The sequence below is a fragment of the Bacillus sp. C-3-6 genome (assembly GCF_054509685.1).
The window spans coordinates 2320590-2337155 of sequence record NZ_CM137247.1 but is presented as its reverse complement, the minus strand read 5'-3'; the positions used below and the strand labels follow the sequence as shown (position 1 = coordinate 2337155).

The window sequence follows — 16566 nt, the reverse complement described above, 5'->3', positions numbered from 1 at the left end:
TACCCATGTTTAAGTCTTTACATTGGAGACAGCAGATAACAAGCTTATATTACTGTATATTTTTCACGGTACTGCCTGGGAGTCATGCTAGTGATTTTTTTGAAAACTCTTATAAAATAGCTTTGGTCATTAAAGTTAAGCCACGCACAGATATCTGATAACGAATAAGTAGTGAGTGTTAATAATTTTTTTGCTTCTTCCACTCGTTCCCTTTGAATATATTCGCTTAAAGTAATTCCCATTTCTTTTTTAAATAGTTTAGACAGATAAGTAGGCGTAATTTCTAAATGATTAGCAAGTTCATTCAGAGATATTCCATCGTAAACATTTTTATTAATATGTTTTATACATGTAGTAACCGCGTAAGAATACTTTTTTGCATTGTATTCTTTCACACGATCTGCAAAGGTACGTAAAGCGTCCCCTGACAATCGTTTTGCAGATTCTACATTATCTAATTGTTCCAGGGTTTGTATATATAAAATACTATGAGCAAAAGCAATATCTGGTGGCAGGTTGCCTTCTATCGCATATCGAGTGGCTAAGGTAATCGCAATAATTCCAAGGTTTTTTTGATTCCTGAGCGGATCCTCTATTAGCATAAGTTCAACATCTTCTTGTGAAACTGCATACATATACTGTATTAACTTTTTTTTATTTCCTTCTTTAATAGTCGAGAAGAAATCATTTACTAATGCCATGTTGTGAGTTTTAGGTTTGTTTTGTCGGCGTTTTAAAATATATAAATCAGGTTTCACATTTTTATTAGGAATTTCCTCTAGTACTTTATTTTTTTCCAAGACAATATCTACATCTAACTTTTCATTGAAAATCATGTAATGTAATAAAATTCCCATATCAATTAATGTAGTTTTTTTAATCTCAGATAAACACTGATAATAGGCAAGTCTTTCTTGAATGTTATCATTTGATTTAAATTCTTTCTGAAATTTTATGATCATATCATCTGAATCTTTTGGATGTATAGTAGGACCGATTATAATAGTCCCTTTAATATCATCATGATTTTCTATATGAATTAGAACAAAATTTTCAAGATAGTTGTTACTTCGAAAAAGTGGCAAGTTAAAGGGATCGTTTTCTTGATAAATATCACTAAGATGTTCTTCTTTTGAAGAATAAAAAGGACTACAAACATTATCAGATGTAGAATGATATAAAATTTTTCTGTCTGCAGATAAAATATGTACAGGGGCATTAAATGCTTTATGTGCAAGATCACACAAGTGTTGTATATCGATAGAAGTATTCATTACATTCTCCTTTATAGATCCATAAAATATATTCTGTTAGATATAATTCACGACAAATAATACTATAAAATATCAAATTAGTACAATTCACAACAAAATATTACTATATCTTTTTTATAAAAATCATATATTATTTAATTGTAGTTAGCATCTAAACATCAGAGTAGATAAGTAAATGAAATAAGTTAAGTTCTTTTCTTAATTCTACAAGATATAATTATTGAACTTGAGAAAACAGTGAAGTACTACAAAATACAGTGGTAGTCAATGCGAGGACCAAGCTGGAAAAAGATTTAAAATACAGCGAAAGTAACAGGAGATACTGTACCACCGCAAGAAACAACAGTCAAAGTTCCAATTCAATCACTTATACAAATTGAATTCAAAAAAATAAATACTGCTAATTTAAATATGAAACTGAAAAACTATTTTGCTCCAAATTTTAAAAAAAGATAATAAAGAAGTTGTGAAATTGGAAACAGATGAAAGCGATACGGTTATTTTTGAAGCACTATGCTTTGAAAAGTACAAGGTGGAGGAAATTCAAGTACTCAACTAAACATAAAAAAACGAATGGAATATTCAAAAAAATGACACTATATTACTGGTCGCAACATTAGTTTTACTTTCCACAAAAGAGGAAAATATATAGACTTTACAAATACTAAAAATAGCAAACTAGATAGTTTTATTACCGCATCACATAAAGTGAAACTTTAATCAGTGGGGGTTTTGTTCATCCCCCACTGATTATTAGCCCACACCAATCGGGCTTTTACGGGCAGTAAGACTCCCACCTAACTTCTTTGCTTCCGCTGAATTTTGAGGTGGGGGTCTTACTGCCCGGCAAATAGCGAGATAAACTTATTAATAATTTCCAAATACAATAGTTGTTAATCAACAAAAAACTTCAATAACCAAGGTGCACAGTAAATTGACCTCAAAACAATAATTACTACAATATCAGGTTTTGCTTATTCTATAAAAAAGAAATATCACTTAAAAACTATTCCTTTATATCGATTTAGACATAAAACATTTTATTATATCGGCTTAAGTATTATGGAATTAAAATTATAAATAACACCAAAACCCTTTTAAATACTTATACATCGTTCGTATCGAATTTATCACCTTTCGATACCTATGTCATTAGCACAACTAAAAAAGATTATTACAAAGGAATCTGAGAGGTTTTTTCAATTTCGAAATTTGTTTTTTTGTAAATTAAAGGAAAAATAATCCGTATATATACGGATTATTTTCTTAGTGTAATCTGTATTGACCTGTTAACTGTTTTTCAGCCATTCAAACTAAGCGTTTTGTAATCTCTTCACCGATCCGAACCATTTGCAGATGATGTGATGTATCAGGTCCCAGTGTGACCCCTAGTTCAAAAGCACTTTCATACTTCATTTGCTCAATAGTACTTGTAGTAGCAGAAATAAGAATTTCATTTGTATTACTTTCGCATGAGCAACCTAATTTATTCCAGTATTTTTATAGGAACCCTTTCCCTCCCCTTATTCCACCAATTAAATTTGAAACACAAATGTACATTGCATTTCAATATAACAATAAAAGCTACAAAAGCAACGAATTTACTACTTTAAAGTTAAGTGTTTAACCTTGAAGTACTTAAATTCTTTTTTCCAGATAAAGCATACATTATATCTTGATGTTTTATTGTCCTCTTATAATTATGTGGTATCGGGAATTTTTTTCGGTATTCTTTCATTATAATTAAAATTTGAAGTTCTATGCTCAATACTTTTGCGAGGATATGATAGTTATATCCATTGTTTAACAGAGAAATTATGTCATAAAACATAGTTTTTCCACCCACTAATTTTACTAATTTATTCTTTAACTCATCCCCTTTTTCTTTAGCTTTATCAATTTCTAACAACATAGATTTTTTATTTGTCTGCTTAATGTATTGAGTATACAACTCTGGGAATTCTTTTTGTACTTCTTTGTTTAATACTGGTTTATATTTAATCATATAAGTAACTTGTAACAAAGAGCGTTTTAACAAACTATCTTCAATGAGATACGCTACTTTATTAAATAAATGTACATATTCCTCAATATTGGAATAACTATTAAAATGAGCTAATACTCTACTTTTTATACTAAAAGCCTTGCCTACATAAATAATATTGTCATTATAGTCTTTAATGAAATAAATACCACTGTCAGATTTTTTCAATTTATTATCCAATTCTTCTATACTCATAAAATGCAATTCACTCATACTTCTCTCTCCTTAGCAGTGTTAAATCGTAAAAAACAAGCAAGGTTTCTAAAAAAGTACTTAGCTGCCCTAGCATCTCTTATTTTATCTCTTGCTAAATGTCAAAAAACTGTTTCTATGTTACTCAACTATCAATATGATTATTAATAAAATTTTCGATCGTTATTATCTCGCAATTTTTTCATGTAATTTCGAGATCGTTTCCTCATTTAAATTACTGTATTTTATCGAATAAAGGAAATATACTACTACCCCAATAGTAATCCAAATACTAAAGTACACCCATGTCCTTAACGGTAAATTTAGCATTAAAAACACACAGCATACAATTGCAACGCATGGTAATACAGGTACAAAAGGTACCATAAATCCACGTTTTAAATTTGGATGTGATTTACGAAGGATAATAACTGATAGACAAACTAACGCAAATGTCACCAAACTACCGATATTAACTAAATTAACTAATTCTTTCAAATCAATAAACCCAGCTATTATAGAGCTCCCTATTCCTGCTAATCCAGTTATAAAAGTGGGTGCTCCAGTTTTCTTATTAACTTTCGCAAATGATTTCGGTAACAATCCATCACGACTCATTGCAAAGAATACTCGTGTTGCCGCATACATATTGGAAAAAATAACAGCCATAAGGCCAATTACAGCACCTGCAGCAATTGCACCAGCGACTTTCCCTTGTCCTACAACTTCCATTACATAAGCCATTGCCTCAGGAACATTTAATTCTTTATAGGAAACCATTCCTGTCATAACAAGGCATACCATAACATAAATAATTGTACATATGATTAATGATGCAATAATACCGATTGGAAGATTACGTTTCGGATCTTTTACCTCTTCTGCTGAAGTTGCTAATATATCAAAACCCGTAAAAGCGAATAAAATAGCTGCTCCACCCGTAAAAACTCCACTTAAACCGTATGGTGCAATTGGTATCCAGTTCATTGGTTTTACATAGAATATACCAACCGTAATAAACAACAAAATCATTCCAATTTTAATCAATACCATTATATTATTGATTCGTTTGCTTTCCCTCGTACCACGGGATAACATCCATGCTAATATCAATGTAATGATTACTGCTGGTAGATTCACAATACCACCATGCGAAGGAATCGTTACTAGAGCTTTAGGTATCTCTAATCCAAACCCCTTTATTAAATTGTGGAAATAGCCTGTCCATCCAGCAGCGACAGCCGCTGTTGCCACGATATATATTAACAGCAATGACCAACCTACTAGATGAGCAACAAACTCACCAATTGTTGCATATGAGTACGTATATACACTACCAGATGCCGGGAGTGTGGAAGCAATTTCTGCGTAACATAATGCTATAAATCCACATATAATTGCTGCAAGTACAAATGAAAAAATAACTGCTGGACCAGCATCTCTTGCTGCTACTAATCCAGTTAACACAAGTACCCCTGTTCCAACTATCGAGCCTATCCCTAACATAATTAAATCAAATGCTCCTAATGTTTTCGTTAAAGTCTTGCTTTGATTATGCTCTAACAATTGTGTAACGGATTTCTTTTTTAATAACTTACTCATATTCTCTGTATCCCCTTTAAAATAAGGTTTGCTCTTCTCATTATTGTTGTATATAAATTTACTTAGTTATTACATAGTCTTATAATATTTCTTTTACATTAAATAGATTTGAAATATTATATAAATTCGCTTCTCACTTACTAGTTAAACTAGACATTTCCATAGATTTTTGCGTACAACGTTTCATAGCTGAAATGATAGCTGTTCTTAAACCTTTTTCTTCTAGCGTTACTACAGCTTCTATCGTCGTTCCACCTGGAGAACAAACCATATCCTTCAATTCACCTGGATGTATTCCTGTTTCCAATACCATTTTTGCAGAACCTAATACAGCCTGAGCCGCAAATTTATAAGCTTGTTTTCTCGGCATACCGCCAAGTACAGCAGCATCTGCCATTGCTTCTATAAACATATACACATATGCTGGAGAAGAACCACTAATAGATGTAACAACATCCATTAGTTTTTCATTTACGACCTCCGTCTGGCCGAAAATATTAAATATGTTAAGTACCTCTTTTATATCTTTTTCTGTAACCATTTCATTAAAACATAACGCAGACATTCCTTCTCCAACAAGTGCCGGTGTATTAGGCATTACTCTAACAACCTTTAACTTTCTACCAAATTCATTCTCAGTGCTCTTAATACTTTTTCCTGCAGCAATAGTTACAACGATTACATCATTTTTTATTTGATCTTTTATTTGGTTAATTACCGATGAGTATAAATCTGGTTTGATTGATAAAATTAAAATATCAGCACTGTTAGCGACTTCATTATTGTTAGTAGTTATAGTTATGCCATATTCATTACTAGCATTTTTTAAATTAATGACGTTTAAATCTGAACAAATTATTTGATCTGGAGAAACTATATTTTTTTTTATTATCCCACCTATCATAGCGATACCCATGTTTCCACATCCGATGAATCCTATTTGTTTATTCATAATAATTTGCTCTTGCTCCTTCTACTCTAAATTTTATTGATTTTGAAATTATTATTCTAAATAAGGGCTATTACAATTACTGGGTTTATCAATAGAATTTCAAAATTCTCCTTCCTATATAGAGCTTACATATACCTCTAATAACTTCTTTGCTTTCGCTGAATTTTGAGGTGGGGGTCTTACTGCCCGGCAAATAGCCGGATAAAATCATTTCTTTAATCTATAATAAGAAGGACATAAAAAAACAAAAAGTTACAAAAATTTTCAAATTAAAACTTTTATAACTTTTTGTTTTGATGCAAATATAATATTAATTAAGGTATCTCACCGTTTTAAACTTGACGCTCCATAATCTTGTATAGTTACATTTATATGATATTTAATCGGTACCTTACTAAATGTTTGATCCCAATTTTTTTTGACTTTCTCCCATGTTCTCGGGTGTTTAATTCTTAATTGGTTGCCAAAACCCGCAATATCGACTTGGTATTCTTTTTGTATTTTTTTTGTAACATGATGTACTAAGTGCTTTACTTCTTTTTCAATAGCTTTTTCTTCCCTTTTTAAAAATTCATTTTCAAAATCTTTTCCTGATTGCATCCAATTTTCAGACAAACGCCCTTCTGATTCAATGTTTACATCAAAGGAAATATTATTTCCGTTAACATGTGGTATGATTTTGCTTTTTATTGACTTTATTTCGTATATAATGAGTTTCTTTGATTCTTTATCAAAAGTTTTTACCACACCACCATTCCTTTTTCCGTTTATCCATACTACTCCTTCCAATTCCTGTTCATTTAAAAAGCCCATCAACTTTTTTGTCTTTCCTTTAATTACAGCAGCTCCTGCAAATTTTGTTTCTCCTTTTATCGAGATTACATTTTGCAAAAGAAAACTGGACCCTGACCGCATCTTTCCTTCCAATTTAGCGAGCGATACAGGAGGTAAAATCCTTGTTGTTCTATTTCTATTATCTGCAATTCCAGACAAACGAAATGCTGGGATTTCTCCTTTTTTGTTTGATTCCAGTACCTCCTTCGCTAGACCCTTGCTAATTAAGAGCATACAGCTAAGCCGAACTTCATTGTCACGGAGATACTGTTCAAGTAATTGTTCTAAACTGTATGTACGTACAAGATTATCACTAATAACAATGTTTTTTAAATGTGGGCTGAACATTGTGCTCTCTCTTTTCAATGAAAACTCACGAACAATTTGATGAATGGAATCACCGGTCTCAGAAACATTTATATAACGTTTTTGTTGTCCATTTCCTTTACTTTGTGCTTGCGAACTAACAATTTGATAAGTAGCTGTTATAAGATTTCTTTTAGGATAACCTCCTTCCTCATCCTCTTTCTCAATTGTTAAATCCTTCCCTTTATCTAGTGCTATACCTGCAGTTAAGCTCAACTCTTCTACTTCTTTACTGCTCCAACATCCTGTTAAAAATAGAAGCAAAAGCGTCCATAACAAAGCCAAATAGAACCGCATATAATTAAATTTATGTTTCACACTACTCCTCCTTTTAATCGCGTAATAATAAGAAGAAGCAGTGGTAGTAAACCAAATAAAAATAATGCAACATTACCGAGCATATCCCCCAATTTAAGCAAGTCATTTATATTTTTCGAAGTCATAGCAATGATGTAAATGATTGGAATCAAAGCAAAAATAAACGGATGAATACTCTTTTTAAAGAGTTGCGCTAATCCTAATGCAGCTGCATAATAACTAATCGTATAGGTAGCAAATATTTGCATAATCCATATTACAAGCAGTAAAGATTCAAAACGTTCAAATATCAAACCAGAAATTTCAAAACTGCGCATAAGGTCAATTGTCGGCCATGTTCTTGTTACAACCCCATCAATTGATAATGCACCAATGACCATTACAACAGTTATTACATAAAAGATTAACGTAATAGAAATTCCAACTAAAATAGCTTTTACTGCTTTCTTTCGTTGTTCCATAAATACCAAAAGAATTAACATAATTTCAGGACCTGTATATGCGAGAGACGTTGTTTTTATCCCATCTAACACTGGTTTAATTCCCAAACCTAATACGGGACGGAGATTATCTATCTCGAATATTCCAATACTCATAAAGGAAATGATTAAAAAAATAAAAACAGTAATAGGAAATATTATTTCAAACATCCGTGCAATTGAATTAATACCACCCATAATCAAATAGAGACCTATCCACATAAAAGGCATAACAATAGCCCATGTGGGGGTTCCTTCGAGCAAAAAAAAGCTTATTACTTCTGCCATTGAACGAATTTGAAATGCTGAAGTTGTAAGAAAATACCCTATAATAAGAAAACTAAGCAATCTGCCTATCCATTTCCCTACAATATCTTGACTGTATTGGTAAAATGTTTTTTCTGGAAACTGCTGACTTAATTTGACCATAATTACTCCTGAAACCATTGCGAGTATCCCACCTAATATCACACTTAACCATACATCTGGTGTTTTCACTTTTTCCACAGATGCTCTGGGCAAAGTAAGAATTCCTGTCCCAAGTATGTAATTTACAATAATAACAACTGCTTGTGAAGTTGTTATTCGGTCTTTAGGTATAGTAATCACTGAAGGCCACTTCCTTTCGTCATCAGCTACCTTTTGCGGATAGTTTTTTTGGTATGCATTATTTTCGGTCGACGTCTCATTATTTTTAATGGCATGCGAACCATAAAATCTTTCCAGTCACTGAATCGATATGGAACAGCAGGGCTGGTATAAGGAACGCCAAAACTTTTCAGTTTCACTAAATGACTGCAAAGTAAAAGAAAGAAGAGAATAACTCCATACAAGCCAAATATCGCAGCACAAAACATAGCTACAAAACGAAGAATGCGTAACGTAATTCCCACACTATATTGCGGAATAGTAAAAGAAGAAATAGCTGTTACCGCAACAACGATAACCATTATTGGACTAACAATTCCTGCTTCTACGGCAGCCTGACCAATTATTAAACCGCCCACAATTCCCATTGCAGGTCCAATCGGTTTAGGCAGACGTAAACCTGCTTCTCGCAAAACTTCGATAGCTACTTCCATAATTAACGCTTCTATTAAAGCGGGAAAAGGAACTCCTTCTCGCGATCCGATAATAGAAATAGCGAGCTTAGTGGGAATTAATCCTGGATGAAATGAAATAAAAGAAATATACAGTGCTGGAGCAAATAATGAAACAAAAGCTGTCATGAAGCGTAATAAGCGGAGAAGCGTACCAGGAAGCCACCTTTCATAATAATCTTCTGGTGATTGCAGCAGCATACTAAATGTAACTGGAGCAATTAAAACAAATGGTGTTCCATCTAACAAAATAGCTACTCGACCTTCCATCAAAGCACTAATAACACGATCAGGTCGTTCTGTATTTTGAATCTGCGGAAAAGGACTGAGATAATTATCTTCAATAAGTTGCTCTATATAACCAGATTCGAGTACACTGTCTATGTCAATTTTCTGAATTCTGTTTTTTATTTCATCCACCAATTCTGTACTAGCAAGATCTTTAATAAATGCGACAACTAACTCTTTCTTTGCACGTTCTCCTACTGGTAGCTTTACTAATGATAAGCTCTCATCCGCACAGTGTCGTCGCAAAAGTGAGGTATTATCACTTAATACTTCAGTAAAACCGACCCGTGGCCCTCTGACTAATGCCTCCGATACTGGTTCTTCAATGTTTCGTTTATTTGCTTTTGTTGTACCAAGAATAAACACATCTGCTAAACCATCAATTAAAAGAGCTGTTGAACCTATCAATACTTTGGGTATTAAATCTTTTATGTAATGGACTTCTGCTACTTCACTAATTGTAAGAACTTTATTTTTAATATATTCTTTTGAAACAGTCCCCTCCACATAAGAAGATTCATTTTTATATTCATCAGAAAAATCATCCATTAGTAATTTCATAATATGTTTGTCAATTATCTCTTTATCTGATAGACCATCAACAAAAACGATCCCAGCCTGAATATCTGTGCGTCCAATATTAAACTTCCGAAAGCGAACATCAGAATTATGTCCGATTTGTTGCTTTATAAGTTCTAAGTTAGAGGCAAAATCATTTGTGAAATGAACGTTTGCATTTTGAGATGGTTTATGCTCTTGTTTCGTTTTACTTTGAATATTATTTTTTTTCACTTGTTTGTCTCTTGACTTCCACCAACTCATTCTTCCCACTCTTTCTCTGACATACGAACCCAATGAAAAAATCTTGAGATAGTATACGGAATTAAAAACAAGATAAACGCTTGTACAAAGACTTTCCAATCTGGAAGATAAGAAGTAATTATGTTCCACATTTTTATCACCCAATTTATATACTCTGCTAGGATTGAGATTTCTAAAAAACGATATGTACTTAATAAAAAATAACGATAAGATTAAAGAGCAGAAAAGCGAGACATTATGCTTATTTAGTACCAATAACCTAATTAGTATAAAAACATTTCTGACCTAAAATACCATTTCCAATTATAATTTGTTAAATATTATCTCCTTTTCCCTTATTTATATGCCCGCATTTGAATTTCAAATAATATAAGGATCAATGATATTTCCTCTTAAAGAAAAAAAGATGCTAGAAGATAGCATCTTTTTTTAAATTCAACTTACTATGTATTTATATTTTATTGTGAAAATACTCGTTTTTTTTATGAATATTAATGTTGAAAAAAATAAAAACTACATATTCTTTTGTTCTAAGTTCCTACACTTCTACCGAGTCGATACGGAATTTTCTGATTTTAAAACTGATATGAAATAAAGGAGAATAAAAAGAAAAATTATATAAAAAAATAACATTAAAACAATTATCAATCTATCAATTGAAAATAATAATTAGCAAGAGTTTATCATCTTAACTCCAGGTGTATTCGTTTTGCTTCAAAATAAAGAACTTGAATAAATTTTTTCGTATCAATACGAGCAGGTAATGTTGGTTCATTATTCAATTCTGTCATCTTTCTCCTTACGGTAGTAAAATCAAAAAATCTAGAAGCATAATTTTCGAACTTCGGGTTTAAAAAATCAGTAAGTCCAAGGGATGCTAAATGGTTTAATGATTGATAAATTGCTCTCCGAATCCGTTGTTTGGAAGCTTCTATGAACCTTTTTAATTCGGCATCTTCAGCTGAATCCCCAAGTTTTTTTTGAGCCAAATTCATAAAAATCTCTTTTAGTGAGGGAAAGCCTTGTTCCAACTTGTTATCTTGTTCATATTTATATAAATAATCTAGCATATCCATTAAATCTTTACTTCCACTTTCACTGGCTATTCCTAATTCAGACAAAAGAAAATGAATGGAATTTTGAAAATGATTGAAAGTATTTAAATGTTTTTCACTACGGTATTTTTCTTGCGTACTTAAATTACTATCCAATTTTAGTACCATATTAAGCGATTCTTGAATGTTTTTTATTGATTTTTCCAAACGAATTCGTTCAATGACTTTCCGAACAACTGTTAATACTTCAATCCGGTTAATTGGCTTAATAATATAGTATTCAACACCAAGCGAATAAGCTTCAGCAATTAATTCTTTTGATTCTACTTGAGAGACCATGATGATTTTCCCTTTAAACGAAGGCTTTATTTGACGAATTGTTTTTATTCCATCTTGATTCGGCATTAACAAATCGATAAATAAAATGTCTATATTTTTAAGGATTACCATTTGTTGCTCTAAAGATAAACCATCCTCAGCTTCTCCTATAACCTCCCCAAGATCTTCATCCTCGATAATTTGAGCCAACATTGAGCGAACCGCTTTTTCATCATCTACTATATAAAAATACATAGAATCACCCTTTCGAAATTATATGATCAATCCCTAATTTAATTATAAAAATTGATCCTTTTCCTTCGGTTCTGTCCTCAAGCGTAACATCACCTTCAAGTTGTGCGACCATTTCTTTAACATACGATAATCCGATACCTGTCGATGGATTGCCTAAATCATCATATTTAGAAGTAAACCCAGGCTCAAAAATTGAATCTTTATATTTTGAAGAAATACCAGGACCATTATCGCCTATTTGAAATTCAACAAAATGGTGGTCTTTATTAATGTCAATTGTGATGGTTCCCATACCTTGGATAGCTTCTACAGCATTTGTAACGATATTATTTATAATAGATAAGATTGTATAAATATGATAATGAGGATGCACACCATCAATTTTATACACAAATTGGATATCTTTCTCTAACAACTGTGCATATTTCGTATTTGCCCGTATAATGATATTTACTAGTTCATGTACAGACATATAATCTGTAAAACTTTCATCTGAAATTAATTTTGAAAGTCCCGCAAAAATACGTTGGTTATCCTTTTTAACGTCATGGACCTCACCAGCAATTTGTAATGCCTGTTGACTTAAATCCTCAAACTGAAAATCCATCTGTTTATGCTCAAAAGAGTCCAAAGTTTTATATAAATCATAGGATTTTTTTGTTATATTCTCAGCATCTTGTAATGTTTTTTTTAAATGAACAGCATCTTCATATAAATTAGAGATGAGCATGAGCATATGTTCATTTTGTTTCTTTATATGTCGCTCCCTTGATTGTGCTTCATACAATTTCATCATATTGAAAAAGCTTAGAACTATAAAACTATGGGAACATGCGATAACAATGATCTCATTTATTGCCTCGGATGTGATCGATGTTTTTAATACGAAATATTGAATCATTAATTCCACACAGTCTGACAGTATTTCAATCATGCAACCAATAAAACCAATCATTAGTGGTTGATGATAAAAACGTTTGATTTTTGCTAAATGAAAGAGATACGAATAAGTAAAATAAAAGAAAAAACTAGGATAGTGAGTATGAAAAGCGGCTAGCCAATCCATATTTTCCTTTATAATGACATCCATTGAGATACGAAATACTACCACGACTATCGCTGTTAAAAAACCCGGTAAAAATGCTGGAACTCGTCGAAACAATAACAAAAAAAAGAAAAATGTTGGTGCACCAAAGCTCATTCTAAATGTTTCATTTAAGGGAAATGACTTTATTTCACCTACTAAGGGTACTGTAAGTATCATTAAAACGAGAATATAGATGTCTTTTTTTACTAAATTACTAAGATTCAAAATAATCACTTCTCACTTTCGCCTAACAGTCAGTATACAAACCTATTTGCATTAATACAATACTTACTCTATTTTTTTCAAAAACTGATAAATAAGTTATAAACGAAAGCATTATAGATTGTGAGTATTCATTACACTCTTCTACTTTAGAAAGATACTTTATAACTCAAAAATGTTCAGACACAATACAAGGTCTGAACACTTTTGGACTCGCTCTAACACCAAAATATCTGTGCTCCTTTTTAAAATATACTTAAATCCCATTCTTTTGCAATATGTTCTAACAACATAATTCCTGGTAAACTATTCCCATACTCATCAATGGCTGGTCCGTAAATACCAATACCACATCCATCTTGAAACGATAAATCCTTCCTAGATTTTGAGGGAACAAGTGTCATAATTCCGCCGGATACCCCACTCTTAGCTGGTAATCCAATGAAAGCAGCAAATTTTCCGGAAGCATTGTACATTCCACAAGTAAGCATTAAAGCTTTTGTTAACCTAGCTACTTCTTTAGGGAGCACTTGTTCTTTGCGAATAGGATGATATCCATCATGTGCTAGTATAAGCCCTATTAAGGCAATATCTTCTGTATTTATTTCAATCGAACATTGTTTTAGGTAAACCTCTAGTGTCTCCTCCACATCTGATTCTAGAAAACCATTCTCCTTTAAATAGTATGCTAATGCTCTATTACGATGAGCCGTTTCCCATTCTGATTGAAATACTATTTCATTAATAGCGGGACGCTTCTCTATCATTTTTTCAATTAATACGTATAGAGATTCTAATTTTTCTTGCACCGATGTCCCTGGCAAAAGTGAAGCTATCGTAATTGCTCCAGCATTAATCATAGGATTAAAAGGTTTTCCTGGTTTATGTATCTCTAAACGAATAATTGAATTAAAGGCATCTCCAGTTGGCTCTACGTCAACTCGTTCTAATACATAAGAAATACCGCGACTTAAACAAGCGGCTATAAAACCGATTACTTTTGATATACTTTGTAATGTGAAAGGTATCTCCCAATCTCCTGATTTTATCATTGTTCCATCTGGCTTTACTATACAAATACCTAACTGCGATACATTTATTTCCCCCAGAGCAGGAATATAACTGGCGCTTCGTCCCTTAGCTGCATACGTTCGATAATGAGCTACCCATTGATCTAAGCAAACTTTTTCTTGACCCTCAACTTGAACGCTAGAATCCTTTATCATTTAATCATATTCCCCCGTACTATTAACTTTATATAGAATGATTTTTTCTTTACTATAATCAATACTATTTGCACTAGAACCAAGAAAAATATTCAGACATATTGCAGTCTGAATATCCTTCTTATTACACACTTTTCTTTTTTGAAGTTTTCTCATAACTATCCCAACATTCAATATTTTCAAGTCCTTTAATGTTTTCTTTATAAAAAATAGGATCTTTACCAGCTTTTTTCTGGTTTATATAATCTTGTAACGCCGCAAATGCTACTTTTGAAAGTAAGGTAATAGCAATTAAATTAATAATAACCATAAAGCCCATAAATAAGTCCGCTAAATCCCATACAATTTGAATCTTTGCAACAGAACCAAATACAATCATAGCCAACACACTTATTCTGTATATCATTAACCACACTTTACTTGTATGTAAGAAGCGAATATTTGTTTCACCATAATAATAGTTGCCAATTAACGCACCAAATCCAAATAAAAAAACAAAGATAGCAAGACAACCGGATGCCCAAGGACCTATGTGTTCACTTAATGCTGCTTGTGTAAGTGCAATACCATTTAACCCCGGTTGTTTATATGCATCAGACAGCAAAATAATAAAGGCAGTGCTAGTACAAATGATCAGTGTATCCGTTAATACACCAAATGCTTGAATCAGTCCTTGTTTCACCGGATGACTTGTTGTTGCTGTTGCGGCAACGTTTGGTGCACTTCCCATACCAGCTTCATTTGAAAATAAACCACGTTTAACTCCATTCATAAGTGCTGCACCAATTGAACCGCCTGCTATTTGTTTAAAACCAAATGCGTTTTGAACAATAAGAGAAAGAACTTCCGGCATTTTTGATATGTTGGTAACTACAACAAATAATGCAACTCCAATGTATAATACCGCTAAAAATACCACCTTGTATTCAGCCATTTTTGCAATACGTTGTACACCACCAAAAATAATCGCAGCGAAAGCAATGGCCATGATTATCCCAACTGTTAGACGATCTGTACCAAATGAGTTTTGAAAAGCAATTGTAACTGTATTTGATTGTACTGAATTGAATACAAGACCAAAAGTAATTGTGATTAAAATAGAGAATAATACTCCCATCCAACGTTTATTCAACCCTTTTTCCATATAATAGGATGGACCACCGCGGAAACCAGTTTTATCTTTTACTTTATATATCTGTGCTAATGTGCTTTCGACAAAACTGGAGGCCGAGCTAATAATAGAAATAATCCACATCCAAAATACAGCTCCAGGACCACCTAATGCAATTGCAATCGCAATTCCTGTGATATTCCCTGTTCCAACGCGGGCTGCCATACCAATACAAAACGCTTGAAAAGGAGAGATTTGATCTTTAGAACCACTTTTCCCCTCCATTAATACACGGACCATCTCTTTTAACATTCGAAACTGTACAAAATTCAATTTAAATGTAAAATAAATTCCGCAAATAACAAGCATAATAATTAACAATTTAGACCATAAAAAATCATTTGTTGATCCGACTAAGTCTACAAAAAGCCTTTCCATACCATCACTCCATGCCAAAATTTGTATATCATAATCTATATAAAATCACCTATATTTCCTGGTACAAATACCTCTTTCATATTCAAATACAACAAGGATAAAAATTTTCTATATTAATCGGATTGGCCTGTTTAAGCAAACATCACAACATGTAACCGTAAAACTGAAATTTTGAAGTACTTAACGCTTATACAAACGGATGCTCTACCCCTTTCTGCAAACTAATATTTTTATCCACTAACATTGTTGTACTATTATGTTTGTTTCGTTTACCGGTGATTTAAATCATAATAATCAATAGGGATTAAGTGTTTTTTTGTTAATTGTCTCAAGAACATGGAAATATCTCCTTTCTCACTACTAATCTCAAAAATAGGCTAGGTAAAAACTTCGCGAAAAATCTATAAAGCGCTTTCACTATTCAACTAAGAAAACCTTGTCTTTAATTTATAATTAAAAGTACAGAATGTTACGAAAAAGTACAGATTTTTATAAAAACAAAAAATATTTTAAGTCTTTTTTCATCTAAAAAACACTGAGATTTTGTGAATTTTATACAGTATCCAAACGTCGCAGATTCCGT

Annotated in this window: 14 protein-coding genes; 1 reads left to right on the top strand and 13 read right to left on the bottom strand. The window is 32.2% G+C overall.

What is annotated here, in order from left to right; all coding sequences use genetic code 11:
• Positions 1-44: 44 nt before the first annotated feature.
• Positions 45-1274, bottom strand: coding sequence for a helix-turn-helix domain-containing protein (locus ACW0JX_RS11920; protein ID WP_089171020.1), 1230 nt, complete (start codon positions 1272-1274; stop codon positions 45-47).
• A gap of 430 nt (positions 1275-1704) precedes the next feature.
• Between ACW0JX_RS11920 and ACW0JX_RS11915 the strand changes: the two genes are divergently transcribed.
• Positions 1705-1833 (top strand): hypothetical protein, encoded by a 129-nt coding sequence (locus ACW0JX_RS11915; RefSeq protein WP_003270913.1) that lies wholly within the window; start codon positions 1705-1707, stop codon positions 1831-1833.
• A 749-nt stretch (positions 1834-2582) separates the two neighbouring features.
• Here the strand turns inward: ACW0JX_RS11915 and ACW0JX_RS11910 are convergent.
• From ACW0JX_RS11910 to ACW0JX_RS11855, 12 genes are all read right to left on the bottom strand, one after another.
• Positions 2583-2726 (bottom strand): small, acid-soluble spore protein, alpha/beta type, encoded by a 144-nt coding sequence (locus tag ACW0JX_RS11910; RefSeq protein WP_089171019.1) that lies wholly within the window; start codon positions 2724-2726, stop codon positions 2583-2585.
• 163 nt (positions 2727-2889) lie between these two features.
• Positions 2890-3531 carry a GIY-YIG nuclease family protein gene (locus ACW0JX_RS11905; RefSeq protein ID WP_459245703.1) on the bottom strand — a complete coding sequence of 214 codons (642 nt, stop codon included), beginning with the start codon at positions 3529-3531 and terminating at the stop codon, positions 2890-2892.
• Positions 3532-3696: 165 nt separating this feature from the next.
• The gene (locus ACW0JX_RS11900) at positions 3697-5112 is read right to left on the bottom strand and encodes an amino acid permease (RefSeq protein ID WP_459245702.1); all 1416 of its coding nucleotides are present in this window, start codon (positions 5110-5112) and stop codon (positions 3697-3699) included.
• A gap of 133 nt (positions 5113-5245) precedes the next feature.
• Entirely contained in the window at positions 5246-6064 is an 819-nt protein-coding gene (proC, locus tag ACW0JX_RS11895) for a pyrroline-5-carboxylate reductase (protein ID WP_053564474.1), read from the bottom strand.
• Positions 6065-6388: 324 nt separating this feature from the next.
• Complete coding sequence (locus tag ACW0JX_RS11890; RefSeq protein ID WP_459245701.1) at positions 6389-7582, bottom strand: Ger(x)C family spore germination protein; 1194 nt, start codon at positions 7580-7582, stop codon at positions 6389-6391.
• Positions 7579-8670: a spore germination protein gene (locus ACW0JX_RS11885; protein WP_197241705.1), complete on the bottom strand. Its 1092-nt coding sequence runs from the start codon at positions 8668-8670 to the stop codon at positions 7579-7581. Before ACW0JX_RS11885 ends, ACW0JX_RS11890 begins: the two co-directional genes overlap by 4 nt.
• A 26-nt stretch (positions 8671-8696) precedes the next feature.
• Entirely contained in the window at positions 8697-10271 is a 1575-nt protein-coding gene (locus ACW0JX_RS11880; protein ID WP_048657102.1) for a spore germination protein, read from the bottom strand.
• On the bottom strand, positions 10268-10402 hold the full coding sequence (locus ACW0JX_RS11875) for a hypothetical protein (protein WP_000267088.1): 135 nt from the start codon (positions 10400-10402) through the stop codon (positions 10268-10270). The genes ACW0JX_RS11880 and ACW0JX_RS11875 overlap by 4 nt, the downstream gene beginning before the upstream one ends.
• 552 nt (positions 10403-10954) lie before the next feature.
• On the bottom strand, positions 10955-11899 hold the full coding sequence (locus tag ACW0JX_RS11870; protein WP_197241707.1) for a response regulator: 945 nt from the start codon (positions 11897-11899) through the stop codon (positions 10955-10957).
• Between the two features lie 4 nt (positions 11900-11903).
• Positions 11904-13220, bottom strand: coding sequence for a sensor histidine kinase (locus tag ACW0JX_RS11865; RefSeq protein ID WP_459245700.1), 1317 nt, complete (start codon positions 13218-13220; stop codon positions 11904-11906).
• A 233-nt stretch (positions 13221-13453) separates the two neighbouring features.
• Complete coding sequence (gene glsA / locus ACW0JX_RS11860; RefSeq protein ID WP_000588656.1) at positions 13454-14434, bottom strand: glutaminase GlsA; 981 nt, start codon at positions 14432-14434, stop codon at positions 13454-13456.
• A gap of 124 nt (positions 14435-14558) precedes the next feature.
• Positions 14559-15983 (bottom strand): alanine/glycine:cation symporter family protein, encoded by a 1425-nt coding sequence (locus ACW0JX_RS11855; RefSeq protein ID WP_065382360.1) that lies wholly within the window; start codon positions 15981-15983, stop codon positions 14559-14561.
• Between the last annotated feature and the right edge of the window lie 583 nt (positions 15984-16566).